At 36.1% G+C, this 17,287-nt stretch carries 13 protein-coding genes; 8 read left to right on the forward strand and 5 right to left on the reverse strand.

The window, feature by feature from the left end; translation table 11 throughout:
- Nucleotides 1-99 precede the first annotated feature (99 nt).
- A complete protein-coding gene (locus L1S35_RS08230) occupies nucleotides 100-1,041 on the forward strand; it encodes a hypothetical protein (RefSeq protein WP_236399171.1) in 942 nt (313 codons plus the stop codon).
- A gap of 5 nt (nucleotides 1,042-1,046) precedes the next feature.
- Here L1S35_RS08230 and L1S35_RS08235 read toward each other — a convergent pair whose 3' ends face one another.
- Nucleotides 1,047-2,627, reverse strand: coding sequence for a L,D-transpeptidase family protein (locus tag L1S35_RS08235; protein WP_236399175.1), 1,581 nt, complete (start codon nucleotides 2,625-2,627; stop codon nucleotides 1,047-1,049).
- 124 nt (nucleotides 2,628-2,751) lie between these two features.
- Here L1S35_RS08235 and L1S35_RS08240 point away from each other — a divergent pair, with 124 nt between their 5' ends.
- The 3 genes from L1S35_RS08240 to L1S35_RS08250 all read left to right on the forward strand — a co-directional run bounded on the left by L1S35_RS08240 (nucleotide 2,752) and on the right by L1S35_RS08250 (nucleotide 4,649).
- Nucleotides 2,752-3,255 (forward strand): nuclear transport factor 2 family protein, encoded by a 504-nt coding sequence (locus tag L1S35_RS08240; RefSeq protein ID WP_236399179.1) that lies wholly within the window; start codon nucleotides 2,752-2,754, stop codon nucleotides 3,253-3,255.
- A gap of 365 nt (nucleotides 3,256-3,620) precedes the next feature.
- A complete protein-coding gene (locus L1S35_RS08245) occupies nucleotides 3,621-4,055 on the forward strand; it encodes a hypothetical protein (RefSeq protein ID WP_236399182.1) in 435 nt (144 codons plus the stop codon).
- A 12-nt stretch (nucleotides 4,056-4,067) separates the two neighbouring features.
- A complete protein-coding gene (locus tag L1S35_RS08250) occupies nucleotides 4,068-4,649 on the forward strand; it encodes a globin family protein (RefSeq protein ID WP_236399185.1) in 582 nt (193 codons plus the stop codon).
- Nucleotides 4,650-4,716: 67 nt separating this feature from the next.
- Here the strand turns inward: L1S35_RS08250 and L1S35_RS08255 are convergent, their stop codons facing one another.
- Nucleotides 4,717-5,655 (reverse strand): L-threonine 3-dehydrogenase, encoded by a 939-nt coding sequence (locus tag L1S35_RS08255; RefSeq protein ID WP_236399187.1) that lies wholly within the window; start codon nucleotides 5,653-5,655, stop codon nucleotides 4,717-4,719.
- A gap of 158 nt (nucleotides 5,656-5,813) precedes the next feature.
- Between L1S35_RS08255 and L1S35_RS08260 the strand changes: the two genes are divergently transcribed.
- From L1S35_RS08260 to mfd, 3 genes are read left to right on the forward strand one after another with little or no spacing between them, the layout of a single operon-like run.
- Nucleotides 5,814-6,404 (forward strand): hypothetical protein, encoded by a 591-nt coding sequence (locus tag L1S35_RS08260; protein ID WP_236399190.1) that lies wholly within the window; start codon nucleotides 5,814-5,816, stop codon nucleotides 6,402-6,404.
- Nucleotides 6,405-6,430: 26 nt separating this feature from the next.
- On the forward strand, nucleotides 6,431-7,978 hold the full coding sequence (locus L1S35_RS08265; RefSeq protein ID WP_236399192.1) for a T9SS type A sorting domain-containing protein: 1,548 nt from the start codon (nucleotides 6,431-6,433) through the stop codon (nucleotides 7,976-7,978).
- Nucleotides 7,979-7,982: 4 nt separating this feature from the next.
- Entirely contained in the window at nucleotides 7,983-11,345 is a 3,363-nt protein-coding gene (mfd, locus tag L1S35_RS08270; RefSeq protein WP_236399194.1) for a transcription-repair coupling factor, read from the forward strand.
- A gap of 108 nt (nucleotides 11,346-11,453) precedes the next feature.
- On the opposite strand, the gene L1S35_RS08275 is transcribed toward mfd, so the two are convergent.
- From L1S35_RS08275 to L1S35_RS08285, 3 genes are all read right to left on the reverse strand, one after another.
- Nucleotides 11,454-13,625: a M12 family metallo-peptidase gene (locus L1S35_RS08275; RefSeq protein ID WP_236399197.1), complete on the reverse strand. Its 2,172-nt coding sequence runs from the start codon at nucleotides 13,623-13,625 to the stop codon at nucleotides 11,454-11,456.
- 80 nt (nucleotides 13,626-13,705) lie between these two features.
- Nucleotides 13,706-14,065, reverse strand: a complete 360-nt coding sequence (locus L1S35_RS08280) for a YraN family protein (RefSeq protein WP_236399199.1) — start codon at nucleotides 14,063-14,065, stop codon at nucleotides 13,706-13,708.
- Nucleotides 14,066-14,135: 70 nt separating this feature from the next.
- Nucleotides 14,136-15,032 carry a S66 peptidase family protein gene (locus L1S35_RS08285; protein WP_236399202.1) on the reverse strand — a complete coding sequence of 299 codons (897 nt, stop codon included), beginning with the start codon at nucleotides 15,030-15,032 and terminating at the stop codon, nucleotides 14,136-14,138.
- 193 nt (nucleotides 15,033-15,225) lie between these two features.
- Between L1S35_RS08285 and metG the strand changes: the two genes are divergently transcribed.
- On the forward strand, nucleotides 15,226-17,283 hold the full coding sequence (gene metG, locus L1S35_RS08290) for a methionine--tRNA ligase (RefSeq protein WP_236399205.1): 2,058 nt from the start codon (nucleotides 15,226-15,228) through the stop codon (nucleotides 17,281-17,283).
- The last annotated feature ends 4 nt before the right edge of the window (nucleotides 17,284-17,287 follow it).

The raw sequence follows: 17,287 nt of genomic DNA on the forward strand, positions 1-17,287 counted from the left end.
ACTTGCATTCTTTCGAATTATAATAAAAACCCAGTCTCGTTCAAAAAAGAGATTGGGTTTTTTAGTAAGTTTGAAATACCAAACAATAACTTCCAAAAAATGAAACTAAAAACTACTTTTTTACATTTCATGCTAATCATACTCCCGGTAATTAGCTTCGGGCAAATCGCTATTACAAATGTTGGTGAAATAGCTAAAATAAAAAACGGCACTACGTTCTTCGCTATGAGTAATCCGGCATCTCCAAAAGCAGCTGCTTATGTAGAAGCTATCAAAAAAAACTGGACACTTTCAAAAGTAGAGTGCATAAAATATACAGAGGTAGAAAAAAACATTGCGCCTAATAATAGCTTTGTTACCATTACTGCGAATATGACCAGTTCCAATAGTACAACTGCTAGCACAGAAACCCATATTTATTTAGAACTCTGGACGACTAACGGAAAGTATACTTATGATCCAAAAAAGAGAAAACACTTCAATCAAGCGGATAAAATTTCAATAGCCACTTTAGAACTTTTTGGCGATTTCACCGCGCAAAATTATCCAAGCAGTTTATACAAAATGGACTATGGTGCTGATGGCCATCTTGAAAATTGGAGTTCCGGCATCCTTGCCAATTATATTCAACAACTGACAATCTTGCTCAATAAAGGTGAAATCCATGAAGCCAAAACAACTTTTTACAACAAAGATGAATTCAAAAAACTAGCCTCCGAAACGCTGTTTATTCCCGATTATGTAATGACTAAGTTTTCGAAAAATGCAGATGACGAAAGCAAAAAATTTGATACAAAAGAAATCTTTGACGGCTACAATCTGACATACAAATTACTTTCTTTGGAGGAACTCAATGATAAAATCCTGAACAATCCGACGCCAATATACTACTTGCTGTTCATCAAAACCATTAACGATAAATTTATCACGGTAACCAATTCTAAAACTGGTGAGATTGTTTATTCAGAGTATTCGGGTTCGGCTTCCAACTTTAAATCGAGCGATTTGAAAGAGTTGCAGAAAGCGCTTCAGAAAAAGTAAAACAACTATTCTTCAACCAACATAGCGGCTAACCGCTCATCTCTTTCATAAATATCTTTATAGAAATTGATAGTGCCATCAGCATCAACCCAAGCGGTGAAATAACCTATGTAAACCGGAATTTTGTTTTTTAGTGTGTACCAGGATTCTTTTCCTTTATTCATTGCAGCATCTATTTTTTCCGGTGTCCAATTTTCATCATCTTCCAAAATTAAATTAGCCAATTCCTTTGGTTTTTCCACTCTAATGCAACCATGGCTAAAGGCTCTTTTCTCCTGATTAAACAATTCTTTGGCTGGTGAGTCGTGCAAATAAATATTATTCGAATTTGGAAACAAGAACTTAACCAAACCCAAGGAATTATTTTTTCCGGGTTTTTGTCTGATGTTTGCTCCGTTCCATTCCATATTATGTTTTGCCAAATAGTTTTTATTCTTCGCAATTCCTGGCAGAATTTCTTTTTCTTTTATACTTGTAGGCACATTCCAATACGGACTAAATACAATATAACTCATCATTCCGCTAAAAATAACCGTCTTGTTCATCATGCTTCCCACCACAACTTTCGAATTCAAAACCGGCTGCCCATCTTTGAAATATCTCAAATGATATGACGGAATATTAACTACGATAAATTCCTTGGCTTTTGCCACATCGGTAGCAATCCATCGGCAACGTTCCATATTGACGATAATGGTTTTAATACGACTGCTAATAGGCACATTCATCTCATCGATATGCTTTGGCAAAATGATTTTGTCTAATTTAAAACCATTGCGTTTTTTGTATTTCAAAACCGCTTGCTGAAGTGCAAATCCGTATAATTTTCGGCCCGAATCAACATCAATATCTCCGGTTAAAAACAATCGGGTTCTAATTTTGGCTACAACATCGGAACTGTCACCGGGTTTTATTGATACAAAATCTTTAGGAACAGTTATAGAGTCCCAACCGCCTTTTTGCTCTAAATCTCTGTACTTTTTTAGTACCGTTTTGAGTTTATAATATTGCTCAATGTGCTGTTCCTTTTTGTCGATGAGTTTTGGGTCAACCAACAAAGAATCTAAATAGGTTACATAAGATTGCTTTTCACGAGGCAAATACCATTCTAATTCATTTGATTTTGAATCATCAATTCCCTGAAGCACTTTATTGGTATAGTAGAAATAATAGTTAGATAAAAATAACTCTACATCAATATCGGGTTTTGCAGAAGTCTTTTGAAACAAGGCATCAAGCGTTTCTTTATAAGGCACTTTTGTAATTACGCCATCTTCGAACAAGTTGTTTATTTTATTGTAGATGACATCGGCGGTTTCTTTTCTGCCTTTTTTGTCATACCAAATAAAATCGAAGTTGTTTTTTTGATACAAGGAAAGCACTTGCTTTTTATATAAAATCAATTTGGGATATTTGGCATAAAAGGTTTCCACCAAAGTGCTGTCAAAAGACAAGGAAAATGATTCCTGCTTCTTTTTGACCATGGCAATTTCTTTGCTTTCATTGTTAGCACAATACCAACTCGTCAAACAAATACTCGCTACAAAAAGCATTAGTAAAAATGCGTATAACCTCGCCTTGTTCATTTACTTTTGTTTATTCAGTTTATAAAAATACAAAAACTAATAGCATAGTTTGACAATCGCAAATAGTATATTTACATCACCGTTTCTAATTACAATGATAAACTAAATCAAACATGTAACCCTTATGAAAAAAACACTTCTTTTCATACTATTCCATTTCTTTGTTATCAATGTTGATGCTCAAAATGAAAGCAAAGCACAAATCAACAATTCACTCGATGCCTGGCACAAAGCTGCTGCCGAAGCCAATTATAAAAACTATTTTGATGCCTTAACAGATGATGCTGTTTTTATCGGAACTGATGCAACAGAAAACTGGGCTAAACCTGCTTTCGAAGCATTTGCCAAACCTTATTTTGATAAAGGAAAGGCATGGAGTTTTACCGCATTAGAAAGACATATTTATTTTAGTCAAGACAAAAAAACAGCTTGGTTTGATGAATTACTCGATACACAAATGAAAATCTGTCGTGGTTCCGGAGTGCTTGTCTTTATAAATAACCAATGGAAAATAAAGCATTATGTACTTTCTATGACTATTCCAAATGACAACATCGACGAAGTCATAAAAACAAAAACTCCAATAGAAGACGCTTTAATTAGCGATTTGAAAAACAAAAAAAAGTAAAACTTTTACTTCCCGAAAACCATAATCTTTCTTTTCTCGTAATTGAGTCTAAGAACCCCAAATTCAATGATTATGGATATCAACAAAAAAATTAATAAATTATTTGGAACCACTGCTTTTATAGCAATGCTTGCGGTGTTATTTCTTGTTTTTTATTTAACCCTGTTTGCTCCGGTTTAAAACAAATGCTTGTGCTTAAATTACTTAAGATGTTTTGGTTAGTTTTGGTTGGAAAGAAAAGCGCTGTTTCGTGTCAAAGGCAGCGCTTTTCGATTCAAAACATTCTTCTTTTCTATTTTTTTTCACTTTAAAAAACCAAAACTGTTCTTTTCACGTAAATCAATTTACAAACAAAAAAAAACATCATGAAAATTAATAAGAAAATTAAAATCGCATTACTAAGCATACTAGGATTTTCCCTTTTGATGTTTGTGATATTGGTATATCACATTGCTAACGCAAAACCTATCGAAAATGCAACAATACAAGTCAGCCGGATAGATTTCGACAAACCTTTTGATTCGTTAAGCACAATTGAAATCAAACAAAAATTACACAGTATTGCCGGCGTTAAAAGTGACATCATCGTAAAAAGAAACGTGGTTGTTTATTTTCACGACAACCGCATTGCCGACTCTAAAAAAGTTTACAATGAATTAATGACTAAAGGAAATTACAAAGCAGAACGATTTGTATTACCTGAAGGTCTGGCCAATAAACAAGTTTGCCCGGTGATAAAGAAAGATGGCCTGAGCTATAAGTTCACCAAGTTCATACAAGGAATTTTCAATAAATCTTAAATATAAAAAACTATGAAAAAGTATTCAAAATTTGCACTATGTGCATTAGTAATTGGGGCATTCGCATTCGCCTCTTGTAGTGACGATGATGATTCGGCTCCGGCACCGGCATCAATCTATGAAAGATTGGGAGGAACAACATTAGTTGCAGATCCTGATAATCCCGGACAAATGATAGAACAAGGGCGTTTAAGCTATCGTAAAGTGGTAAACTCAACCGTTGGGTTAATCGTAGCTGACGTACAAGCAGGTGCTTCTGGTAATTTAGGAGCTCATTTTGCTCCGATATTGGGAGAAGTTACCGCAGGAAATACTACCAATTTAGCAATATTGGTCGATAATTTAACCGACTTTTTCTCCTTTAACACCGGAGGAACAAATGCTGTAAATACTTATTCAGGTTTGGATATGGTATCCGCTCACAATCCGGCTATGAATCCAAGAATGGGAACCACTTCAACTAATGCTGACTACACTAAATTTGAAGGCTATGTTGGTGCCGCTGCCGTACAAAATGGTGTTGCCGCCAACACCCAACTTTATGCCGACATAGTTGCCGTATTAGAATCATTAAGAGATCCTATAGTTCAATAATAAGGTTTTTGTTTTGTTTAGTGAAAAACGCTACACCAATCTTTTTTGGGTAGCGTTTTTTGTAGATTTATTTTAAATGAGCTAACATTTCTTCTGTCATCGTAGCTAAATCAAATTTGTGTTTCCAGTTCCAATCTTCTCTTGCTGAGCTATCATCAATAGATGCCGGCCAACTATCCGCTATCTTCTGACGGAAATCTGGCTTGTATGAAATCGTAAAATCGGGAATATGCTTTTTAATTTCAGTTGCAATTTCAGCCGGAGTAAAACTAATCCCCGATAAATTATAAGAAGAACGAATCTTAATTTGCTCACTCGATGCCTGCATGATTTCTATTGTTGCCCTAATCGCATCATCCATATACATCATTGGTAAAGCCGTTTCTTCCGAAAGAAAACATTCATACTTCCCATCTTTTAATGCTTTGTGATAAATGTCAACGGCATAATCTGTCGTCCCCCCACCTGGTTCGGTTGACCAACTGATTAATCCCGGATAGCGAATGCTTCGCACATCAACACCATAAACATTATGATAATATTCACACCATCTTTCGCCGGTCTGTTTACTAATTCCATAAACCGTTGTTGGTTCCATTATGGTATATTGCGGTGTATTGTCTCTTGGTGTTGTTGGTCCGAAAACTGCAATACTCGATGGCCAAAATATCTTTTTTATCTTTTTGGCTTTCGCCAGATTTAAAACGTGGAAAAGCGAATTCATATTCAAATCCCAAGCAAATGCCGGATTTTTTTCGGCTGTAGCCGATAACAAAGCTGCCATCAGATACACATCTGTAATTTGATATTCCTCAATCAAATGCTCAATTTGATTGTAATCTAAAGCATTGACAACTTCGAAAATACCGTTGTTAACTATGTCATTATTTAGTTTTCTGATATCGGAAGCTATAACATTATCGTTGCCGTAAATGCTTCTTAATTTTTGCGTAAGCTCGGTTCCGATTTGCCCGCAAGCGCCAATGATTAGGATTTTTGTGCTCATGTAGTAGTGTTGTTTATTTGCTCAACAAAGATACTTTTTTAAGAAAAATAACTTACTTAAAAAAACCGTTTTCTTTTTCATAAAATTATAATCGCTTTAACTACATCATACTAAAGTTTCCTTTTACCTTTGTACCTTTGTCTCTTTACTATTTATCCATGAAATTATATTTTTCAGCATTACTATTGTTGGTCTTTCTTTCTTCGTGCCAGGAAGACCCAAAAGCTCGCGCCTTAGAGCAGGAAAAAGAAACACGAAAAAGAGAAGTCATATTTGCAAGTATCAATAAAGGTTGGAACTTTAATTCGCAACCTTTAAACCAAACTTCGAGTGAATTGAGAACCTTTTGGGCTGAATGGCGCGTGTTTCTTAACGAGTTAGGTCAAAAACCAAAAAGCAGCATTGGTGCTTTTCAGCAAAAAGCGAAAACGCTTTCTAAAAGAGCGGGTGAGTTAAATAACAACATTCCAATAAAATATAATATTCCTGAAATAAAAAGCCGAATTTCAGTTATAGCGACCAAAGTCAATGCGGTAAACTTATACATTCATCTGAATCAAATTCCGGATAAAAAGATTGTCCAATTAGTACAGGAAATTAATGCCGAAGTAGCTTCGATGCAATGGCAATTAGACGAAATCAAGCGTAAAAGCGAAATCAAAACAGAAGATGGCGAAGACGACATGTTACGAATGTTAGATACTGCCAGAGCAATCCCCAACACCCCAAATCTAAAACCTACGAAATAGTTTAATCAAATTCTTTACAGCTATTCATGAAAAAATTTAATCTGCTTTTTCTTTTTCTTTTAGGTTTGACTACTTATGCTCAAGCACCAATAATAGAGTGGCAGAAATGTTATGGTGGCACCAATGATGATCAGGCACAAAGCATTCAAAGAACTAATGATGGTGGTTATATCGTTGCCAATTTAGCCACTTCTAACGATGGTGATGTTACAAATTTTCACACTGGAACAGGTGGTGATATATGGGTTGTTAAAACAGACGGTAATGGTAACATAGAATGGCAAAAAGCTTTAGGTGGTAGCAATAGCGAAGGAACATTTAATGTAAAGCAGACTACAGACAATGGTTACCTTGTTTGTGGCTACTCAGGTTCCTACGACGGAGATGTAACAGGAAATCACGGCGGTGTTTATGATCTTTGGATCGTAAAGTTAAACGGCGCAGGCAATATTGTTTGGCAAAAAACTTATGGCGGCACAAACACTGATGGCTTTTGGAGCAGCTTCGAACAAACTGCAGATGATGGTTTTATCGTTATTTGCAATTCTAGTTCCAATGATGGCGATGTAACGGAAAATCATGGGAATTCCGATATTTGGGTAATAAAATTAAACAGCATCGGAGATATTCAATGGCAAAAGACTTATGGTGGGACAGGTTACGATGACCCTAGAAGTATACAACTAACTCCCGATGGAGGTTATATTTTATGCGGTTATACCGAATCAAACAATGGAGATTTCACTTCAAACCACGGTTTTAGCGATGCCTACGTAATAAAAATCAACAGTACGGGTGACATTTTATGGCAAAAAACATATGGATCACAAGGGTATGACCGAGCTAATACAATTATTAAGGCATCTGATGGAGGATTTATTTTTGTAGGAGATACTACAGTAAACGGTGGCGATGTATCAGGAACCCACGGAGGGTACGACATTTGGGTTGTCAAAATAAATAATATAGGGACTATACAATGGCAAAAATGTCTTGGCGGAACAGGGAATGAAGGTGTTGGACGGAATTGCATCGTGCAGCTTGCCAATGATGATTATGCTATCGTAGGTATTACAACATCAACTAATGGCGATGTGACAGCAAACCATGGCGGACAGGATTCTTGGTTGCTTCGACTGAGTAACACAGGTTCCATATTATGGCAAAAAACGTATGGTGGCTCTTCAAATGATTGCGCTTATAGTTTGTGTGCCACCCCGGATGATGGTTATATTATGGCAGGACTTACTGCTTCCTTTGATGGTGATGTAAGTGGAAATCATGGCTATAATGATTATTGGGTAGTGAAAGTTGGTCCCGATTCGTTAGCAACATCTGACTATGATTTATTTGACCCTGTCTTGTTCCCAAATCCGGTTTCAAATCAACTAAATATTATCAGCGAAACCTCCAACATTAAAACATATATCATTTACGATACTTTAGGAAAAACTATCATTAAGAAAAACTATAAAAATACTATTGACGTATCTCAATTAAAATCGGGGATTTACTATTTAGAGCTTCAAGATGATAATAAAAAATCCATTTATAAAAAATTTATAAAACAATAATTAGTTGAGTCAAAACTCATTATACAACGGTTATCTCCAATCGACGAAAGTCAGACAAATAACGGATGTACTCGAAAATCCTTTGACCAAAATTCAGTTAAAAGGACTTTTGGGGTCGTCATTCTCATTCGTATTTCAGGCAATTTTTAAGCAAAGCGACAAACCGTTTCTGTTAATTTTCAACGAAAAAGAAGAAGCTGCCTATTATCTAAACGATTTGGAACAAATGATTGGTGCCAATGATGTGTTGTTTTATCCAAGTTCGTATCGTCGTCCATACCAAATTGAAGAAACCGATAACGCCAATGTTTTATTGCGTTCCGAAGTTTTAAACCGAATCAATTCGAGAAAGAAACCTGCCGTTATTGTTACTTATCCCGAAGCACTTTTTGAAAAAGTAGTTACCCGAAAAGAACTCGAAAAAAACACCTTGAAAATTGCTGTTGGTGAAACGGTTACTATCGATTTTATAAACGAAGTTTTGTTTGAATATGAATTCAAACGTGTCGATTTTATTACAGAACCAGGAGAATTTTCAGTTCGTGGCGGAATACTAGATGTATTTTCATTTTCGAATGACAATCCGTATCGTATTGAGTTTTTTGGTAATGAAGTCGAAAGCATCCGAACCTTTGATGTTGAAACGCAGCTTTCGCTGGAAAAACAAACCAAAATTACCATTATCCCAAATCTGGAAAATAAATTCGTTCAGGAAAATCGCGAAAGCTTTTTAGATTATATCAGCGACAAAACCGTTTTGTGCATTGAAAACACTGAGTTTCTAACTTTCCAATTGGACAAGCTTATTGGCAAAGCCATCGAAACATTTGACAAACTTTCCAAAGATGTCAAACACGCTGAACCCAAACATTTATTCCTCAATCAGGAAGGATTTTTACGCAAAGCTTTGGATTTTTCGATCATCGAATTATCGAACAAACCGTTTTTCAAAACTACAAAGTCTTTTGAATTCCACATACAACCTCAGCCTTCATTCAACAAGCAATTTGATTTGTTATTGAACAATTTGAGCGACAATCATTTTAATGGTTACACCAATTATTTGTTCTGTTCAAATGAAGGGCAAGCCAATCGTTTTCATGATATTTTTGAAAGTATTGATGAAGAGAATCATGAGAACATACGCAAACAATATCACACGATAGTAGCTTCTTTGTACCAAGGTTTCATTGATGAAGAAAACCAAATTGCATGCTATACAGACCACCAGATTTTTGAGCGTTATCATAAATTCAACATCAAAAATGGTTATTCTAAAAAGCAAACGCTTACGCTAAAAGAATTAAATTCTTTGTCGGTTGGCGATTACGTTACGCACATCGATCACGGAATCGGAAAGTTTGGCGGTTTGCAAAAAATTCAGGTCGAAGGCAAAACCCAAGAAGCAATTAAGTTGGCTTACGCCGATAACGATATTGTGTATGTTAGCATTCATTCATTACATAAAATTTCAAAATACACCGGAAAAGACGGAACACCACCAAAGATTTATAAGCTTGGTTCGAATGCCTGGAAAACCTTAAAACAAAAAACAAAAGCGCGTGTCAAACACATTGCGTTTAACTTAATTCAACTGTATGCAAAACGCCGTTTGGAAAAAGGTTTTGCCTGCTCACCTGATAGTTATCTGCAAAAAGAATTGGAAAGTTCGTTCATTTACGAAGATACACCAGATCAAATTACGGCCACGCAAGACGTCAAAGCCGATATGGAAAAAGACCGCCCAATGGACCGATTGGTTTGTGGCGATGTTGGTTTCGGGAAAACCGAAGTTGCTATTCGCGCGGCTTTCAAAGCGGTTGATAACAGCAAACAAGTTGCGGTTTTAGTTCCTACCACGATTCTGGCCTATCAACATTACCGAACTTTTACTGAACGATTAAAAGACATGCCGGTTAATATTGGTTACCTCAACCGTTTTAGAACTGCCAAAGAAAAAGCAAAAACTATAGAAGATTTAGCTTCGGGAAAATTGGACATTCTTATTGGAACGCATCAGTTGGTCAATAAAAATGTAGTGTTTAAAGATTTAGGTTTGCTGATTGTTGATGAAGAACAAAAGTTTGGCGTCAACGTAAAAGACAAACTAAAAACGATTGCTGCCAATGTTGATACATTGACTTTAACTGCTACTCCAATTCCGAGAACTTTGCAGTTTTCATTGATGGCTGCGAGAGATTTATCCGTAATTACAACAGCTCCGCCAAATCGTTATCCAATCGAATCAAAGGTTGTTGGTTTTAGCGAAGAGTTAATTCGCGATGCGATTTCGTATGAAATTCAAAGAAACGGACAGGTTTTCTTTATCAATAACCGAATTGAAAACATCAAGGAAATTGCCGGAATGATTCAACGATTAGTTCCCGATGCGCGTGTTGGTATCGGTCACGGCCAAATGGAGGGCAACAAACTGGAAGAGTTGATGCTTGGTTTTATGAACGGCGAATTCGATGTTTTGGTGGCAACCACAATTATCGAAAGTGGTTTGGATGTGCCAAATGCGAATACGATTTTCATTAATAACGCTAATAATTTTGGCCTTTCCGATTTACATCAAATGCGTGGAAGAGTTGGTCGAAGCAATAAGAAAGCGTTTTGCTATTTTATCTGTCCGCCATATTCTGTTATGACAGATGATGCAAGAAAACGTATTCAGGCTTTGGAACAATTCAGCGAATTAGGAAGCGGTTTCAACATTGCAATGAAAGATTTGGAAATTCGTGGCGCCGGAGATTTATTGGGTGGAGAACAAAGTGGTTTCATCAACGAAATTGGTTTTGAAACCTATCAGAAAATCATGAACGAAGCCATTGAAGAGTTGAAGGAAAACGAATTCAAAGAGCTTTACGAATCAGAAAATGATGTCGATACCAAAGAATATGTAAAAGAATTGCAGATTGATACCGACTTCGAATTGTTATTTCCTGATGAATACATCAACAATATTACAGAACGTTTGAATTTGTATAACGAACTTGGAACTATAAAAGATGAAGAAGGTTTATTAACTTATGAAACCAAACTGATTGATCGTTTTGGAGCGTTACCAAAAGAAGCAAAAGCACTCTTGAACAGTATCCGAATCAAATGGATTGCAACGCAAATGGGAATTGAAAAAATCATTATGAAGCAAGGCAAACTGATTGGTTATTTTGTGGGCGACCAGCAATCGGATTATTATAATTCGAAACAATTCAGACGTATGTTGCAATTTGTACAGCAACACGGAAACATTTGTAAAATGAAAGAGAAAGAAACCAAAAACGGGCTTCGTTTGCTCATCACTTTTGAAAATGTAAAATCCATAAACAAGGCTCTGGAGTTTATGGAAATGATGAAGGAATAAGTTTTAATATTGAACCATATAAGTCATATAAGAAAATAGAAGGAAAAATAAAAGGCGTTCACTAATTTGAACGCCTTTCACTTGTATGAAACTTATATGGTTCAATCACTACATTTTCAAAATTTTGAAATTCACTTCTTTATCGTTGATTTTCAATTTAAAGAAATACGTTCCAATTGCAAATTGTGAAATATCTACATTGGTAATCAATTCATTCCCTTTTTGGTTATACAACAATTGTCCTTGAACGTTATAAACGGTAACTTCAGAAATGGAATCTTTAGAACTAATGGTTACTTTTCCCGTAGTTGGATTTGGATAATAACTATAGTCTAAGAAATCATTACTTACTTCACCTAAGGTTCCTGTGCATGTTATAGTAGCATCCCATCCGGCAGCAACCGTATTTTGATCAGAAGTAAACTTAAAAGTCAATGAACCATCGGCAGCTGTTGAATCAAAAGTTCCTGGATTTGTACTCCCTGTTAAACCACCAAATGTCAAATCAGGTGAAAGTAAATCTGGTCCATCATAGATGGATAAAAAGTCCCAATTATCTTCAAGCTCAAAACTTGTGAAAGTAACCCTTAGTTTTAACCCAGGATTATATGGTGTCATGGTTCTTGTCCAGGATTGCATATCGGTATAATTTCCGGTTGTACCACCTGTATCTGTAAACGGCGTGTCTAAACAGTAATTAACTGCGGCAGTGGCAGCTATTTTCTCCCTTGAAGCTGGCTGTAAACCGGTACATAAAGGTCTAACTCTTACATTATAATAAACATTTGGATTTAACCCGGTTGCTGTATATGAATTGGTTGTGGCCGTATTCCAAACAGAATTTGAACCAACTGGTCTAACCGAAACCTGCCAGGAAGTTGCAGAACCGATATCTGTCCATGCTATTTGTACCGAATCTGAAGTAATATTTGAAGTGGTTATATTGGTAACCGTATTTGGGCAACTGGTTACACAGTCTGTACTTAAACATGACTTGTTATTAACAGTATTTAAAATTACTGTTGTTGGTTGTGGTCCAAAACCATTATTAAAGCTTATTCCAACTCCTGATACCAAATGGCAATAACTCATTATTGTTCCTTTCACTGATGATGATGGAATTGGTCCCAATGCACAACTTCCCTCTGTAAATCCTGCTTGCGTTCCACAACCATCTATAGATGTACTATTCCCATTCCATACACAAGCATGCGTATGTCTTGAGCCTAAAAGGTGTCCAAATTCATGTGTGATAACCTGAACAGTCCAAGAAAAGGATGGTACAGAACTATAACTAAAATTGACATCGGAATAACTATAATTATTTTGGGTACAAATTCCATTTATGGTGGCGGCAACTCCGCCTAGTCCATCGGGGTCAATCCCTACTAATTGACCAACATCTCCATCAAAAACAGGTCTGTTATCATTAAATGCATTTAAATAAGCTCCCGAACTTGTTCCGATTCCTTCATATGGATCAGGAGTTGTCCAAATATACATTGATTTTAAACTAACTGTAATTCCATCATTGTTGTATAATGTTTGAACCCCATTAAAAACGGACGTCATCCAGTTGGTTGTAGCAGTGATGTCATTCCCGTTTAGAACAAACAAATTATTATCAACTTCAAAATACATTGAAACACATTTGGTACTAGTGATGTCTCTGTTAAAGTCACCATTACTTTCAGTCGAGCTATCTCCATCTTTTGTATGACAATCAAAGTCATTCAACACTTTCATTTTAGCATCCGAATAAACGATATAATCTGTTTGATTGTTTACTTTATCTAGCTTGCCAACAACAAGGTTTCCTAATTCAGAACTTGAAATGATTCCGTTAAACTCGCCATTAAAAAAATTGAATGCCGAAACCGAATTCGTTTCTCCATTTATAATTCCGCGGTAGTAAACTCCTTTTTGATAGCTGATGTTTTTTGATTTATCCGTATCGACATGAAAACCTTCTGCAAATGGATTTACTTTATACAAAAGCACAGCAATATTCTGATTTTGATATGGTATTTCTAATTCAATAGTTTCATATCGGTTGGCAACAATTTCATTTATTTTTTCAAAATTAATTGTTGCTAAAGTAGCATCGTTAACAACTTTGTTTACATCACTGTCAATAGTGTTTTGAGTTGCAGACAAAACAGAAATTGGTCTGAAGCTGGCCTTTAAGCTCTGTAATTCAGATACTCTTTCGGCAACTTTGTTTTGCGCGAACAAGCTTGTCAAACAAAATAATGCAGTTACTAGTAGGTGTTTTTTCATAGCGTGAAGATATTTTTTTGTAAAGTTATTGAAATTCAGTGTAAAACAAATTTTGTTAGATGATTTTAAGATTTGTTTATTCAAAAATGATAAAAAGCATCCTCAATATGTTCTATTTTATATGTCTTTTCTTCCTTGTATATCGCAATAATATCAAATCGAACTTCAGCATCTAAATCATTAGAAACTATGTATTCATTTACGGCTTTGACCAGCAATTGGATTTTCTTTGGTTTTACAAAATCCTGAGGCAGACCAAAGTCAATCCTCGAACGGGTTTTGACTTCAACAGCGGCAACTATGTTATCTTTTTGAGCGATGATATCAATCTCCGCTTTTTGAAATGTCCAATTAGTTTCCATAATAGCATAGCCGTTTTTTTGCAGAAACTCTACAGCTAATTCTTCGCCAAATTTACCAAGCTCATTGTGTTCTGCCATATAAGTAATTTTCAGTATTCATCCCGAAGCTTCGGGAGCAGTGTTCAGTTGTAATGCTTAATGTTAAAAATTACTCAAAGGTGACTTTACTTTTTTCAGCTGTTACTTCCATCGAAACCTGTCTTCCGAAAATCAGTGCCCGATTATCTCTGATATGTCCGGCGGGGAAATTGTATATGATTGGTATGTTTAATCCTTTCACTGTATCTTCTATAATCTCTAAAGCGTTTCTTCCCCATGGAATGTCGTTGTCTTTCATTTCTGTCATTGCGCCAACGATGATTCCTTTTAAACTACTCAAACAGCCGTTGCGTTTTAAGTTCATCATCATTCGGTCGACATGGTATAAATATTCATCCAAATCTTCGATAAACAATATTTTATCATGGCAGTCAATCGCCGATTCCGAACCTAACAAACTGTATAAAATAGACAGATTTCCACCAACCAATTCGCCTTTAGCTTTGCCGTTATGATTTAAGGCATCGCAATCTAAAGTGTATTGCAATTTATCTCCAAACAAAGCAGCACACAACGAATTCTTAGCTTCGTCTGTCGCTCTTGGAATAGCAACCGGCATGGTTGCGTGTAAAGATTCTATTCCCATTCGGTTCAAATGACTGTGCAAAACGGTCACATCGCTAAAACCAATAATCCATTTTGGATTTTGTTTGAATTTGGCAAAATCCAATTTATCTATAATTTTCACCGTTCCATAACCACCACGAACGCACCAAATTGCTTTGATGTTTTGATTGTCCATTTGCTCCTGAAAATCTGCTGCACGTTGGTCATCCGTTCCTGCCAATTGATAATAATCTAAACCAATTGTATTCCCGATTTTTACATTCAATCCCCAACCTTCGAGTAAATCAATGGTTGGTTTTAAATTGTCATCAATATTTTTTCTTGCGGTAGAAACGATGGCAACGGTGTCGCCTTTTTGCAGGTAAGGTGGTGTAATCATCTTTTTTTGTGAATAAGAAGAAATTGAAATTATAGATAGTAAAAGTATAAGCGTTCGCATTAATAGATTTGGTTTGAAAAATAGCCATTTCAAAAGTAAACAAATCCCAAAATTAATTAGTTAAATCTTGGCTTAAAAATACTTATTTTTGCACTTCATTCTGAATCAAGTTCAGAATCTTTTAATTATACATATGTTAGAAAATCCAAAAAGATATACCATCACAGCCGCGTTGCCTTACACCAATGGTCCAATTCATATTGGCCATTTGGCGGGCGTTTATGTGCCATCAGATATATATGCCCGTTACTTAAGATTGCAAGGGAAAGATGTTGCCTTCATCTGCGGAAGCGATGAACATGGTGTTGCTATTTCAATGAAAGCCAAAAAAGAAGGTATCACACCGCAACAGGTTATTGATAAATACGACGGAATTATTCGTCAGTCGTTTATCGATTTTGGAATTTCGTTTGATAACTATTCGAGAACATCATCCAAAATTCATCACGATACTGCGCAAGAGTTTTTCAGAAAATTATATGATAATAATGACTTCGTTGAAGAAGTTACCGAGCAATTGTATGATGCCAAAGCGGATCAATTTTTGGCCGACAGATTCGTAACCGGAACTTGTCCGAAATGTGACAATCCGGAAGCTTATGGCGACCAATGCGAACGTTGTGGCTCGACTTTGAATGCTACCGATTTGATTAATCCAAAATCAACGATTACCGGAGAAACTCCAATTTTGAAATCGACTAAACACTGGTTTTTGCCATTGGACAGATATCAGGATTTTTTACAGAAATGGATTTTACAAGACCATGCGAAAGACTGGAAAGTAAATGTTTTGGGTCAGGTAAAATCATGGTTGGATGATGGTTTGAAACCTCGCGCAGTAACCCGAGATTTAGATTGGGGGATTGACGTTCCGGTTGAAGGTGCCGAAGGAAAGAAATTATACGTTTGGTTTGATGCGCCGATTGGTTACATTTCTTCAACCAAAGAATGGGCAGCAAGAGAAGGCAAAAATTGGGAAGATTACTGGAAAAAAGAGGATACAAAACTGATTCATTTTATTGGGAAAGACAACATTGTTTTTCACTGTATTATTTTCCCTGCGATGTTAAAAGCAGAAGGAACTTATATTTTACCTGATAACGTTCCGGCGAATGAATTTTTGAATTTGGAGGGAAACAAACTTTCGACTTCTAAAAATTGGGCGGTTTGGTTGCACGAATATTTACAGGATTTCCCCGAAAAGCAAGATGTATTGCGTTATGCTTTGACTGCAAATGCTCCTGAAACCAAAGACAATGACTTTACCTGGAAGGATTTTCAGGCGAGAAATAATAATGAACTGGCTGCGGTTTTTGGAAATTTCATCAATCGTGTCGTGGTTTTAACCAATAAATATTACAACGGAATTGTACCAACTCCAAATGAGTTTAATGAAGTTGACACGCAAACCTTAGCCGAATTAAAAGCATATCCTGCTGTAATTTCAAACTCGATTGAACGCTACCGATTTAGAGAAGCGCAAGGCGAATTGATGAATGTGGCGCGTTTGGGAAATAAATATCTTGCTGACGAAGAACCATGGAAAATGGTAAAGACCAATCCGGAACGAGTAGAGACACAAATGTATGTGGCGCTTCAGATTGCGGCAGCATTACAAGTTTTATGTGAACCATTTTTACCGTTTACTGCAAGCAAATTAGCAACCATTTTAAATAGTAAAAATCTAAGTTGGAATTCGGTTTCAGAAACATCCGATTTACTTCCTTCAGGACATCAAATAGGTGAAGCCCAAATTTTATTTGCCCAAATTGAAGATGCCGAAATCCAAAAACAAATAGACAAGCTGGAAGCTACTAAAACATCAAACGCGATGGAAAATAAAATTACCGAACCTCAAAAACCAATAGCAACATTCGAAGATTTTGCCAAATTAGATTTGCGAGTTGGGACCATTGTTGAAGCTGAGAAAATGCCAAAAGCAAATAAACTTTTGGTTTTAAAAGTCGATACCGGTTTGGATGTTAGAACCATAGTTTCCGGAATTGCCGAGCATTTTTCACCGGAAGAAGTTGTTGGTAAGCGTGTTACGGTTTTGATTAATTTAGCTCCAAGAGCTTTGCGTGGCGTAGAAAGTGAAGGCATGATTTTGATGACCAATAACGCTGAAGGCAAATTAGTTTTTGTAAATCCTGATGCTGACGGTGTTGATAATGGTGCTTTGATTAGCTAAATTA

The organism is Flavobacterium anseongense (assembly GCF_021608185.1).
Lineage (GTDB): Bacteria > Bacteroidota > Bacteroidia > Flavobacteriales > Flavobacteriaceae > Flavobacterium > Flavobacterium anseongense.

What these genes read in the sequence shown, in the direction of transcription:
- L1S35_RS08280 (WP_236399199.1), bottom strand. Translation starts at nt 14,065, where the DNA reads ATGGCAGAACACAATGAGCTTGGTAAATTTGGCGAAGAATTAGCTGTA.
- L1S35_RS08285 (WP_236399202.1), bottom strand. Translation starts at nt 15,032, where the DNA reads ATGATTACACCACCTTACCTGCAAAAAGGCGACACCGTTGCCATCGTT.
- L1S35_RS08240 (WP_236399179.1), top strand. Translation starts at nt 2,752, where the DNA reads ATGAAAAAAACACTTCTTTTCATACTATTCCATTTCTTTGTTATCAAT.
- L1S35_RS08255 (WP_236399187.1), bottom strand. Translation starts at nt 5,655, where the DNA reads ATGAGCACAAAAATCCTAATCATTGGCGCTTGCGGGCAAATCGGAACC.
- L1S35_RS08245 (WP_236399182.1), top strand. Translation starts at nt 3,621, where the DNA reads ATGAAAATTAATAAGAAAATTAAAATCGCATTACTAAGCATACTAGGA.
- metG (WP_236399205.1), top strand. Translation starts at nt 15,226, where the DNA reads ATGTTAGAAAATCCAAAAAGATATACCATCACAGCCGCGTTGCCTTAC.
- L1S35_RS08235 (WP_236399175.1), bottom strand. Translation starts at nt 2,627, where the DNA reads ATGAACAAGGCGAGGTTATACGCATTTTTACTAATGCTTTTTGTAGCG.
- L1S35_RS08230 (WP_236399171.1), top strand. Translation starts at nt 100, where the DNA reads ATGAAACTAAAAACTACTTTTTTACATTTCATGCTAATCATACTCCCG.
- L1S35_RS08275 (WP_236399197.1), bottom strand. Translation starts at nt 13,625, where the DNA reads ATGAAAAAACACCTACTAGTAACTGCATTATTTTGTTTGACAAGCTTG.
- L1S35_RS08250 (WP_236399185.1), top strand. Translation starts at nt 4,068, where the DNA reads ATGAAAAAGTATTCAAAATTTGCACTATGTGCATTAGTAATTGGGGCA.
- L1S35_RS08265 (WP_236399192.1), top strand. Translation starts at nt 6,431, where the DNA reads ATGAAAAAATTTAATCTGCTTTTTCTTTTTCTTTTAGGTTTGACTACT.
- L1S35_RS08260 (WP_236399190.1), top strand. Translation starts at nt 5,814, where the DNA reads ATGAAATTATATTTTTCAGCATTACTATTGTTGGTCTTTCTTTCTTCG.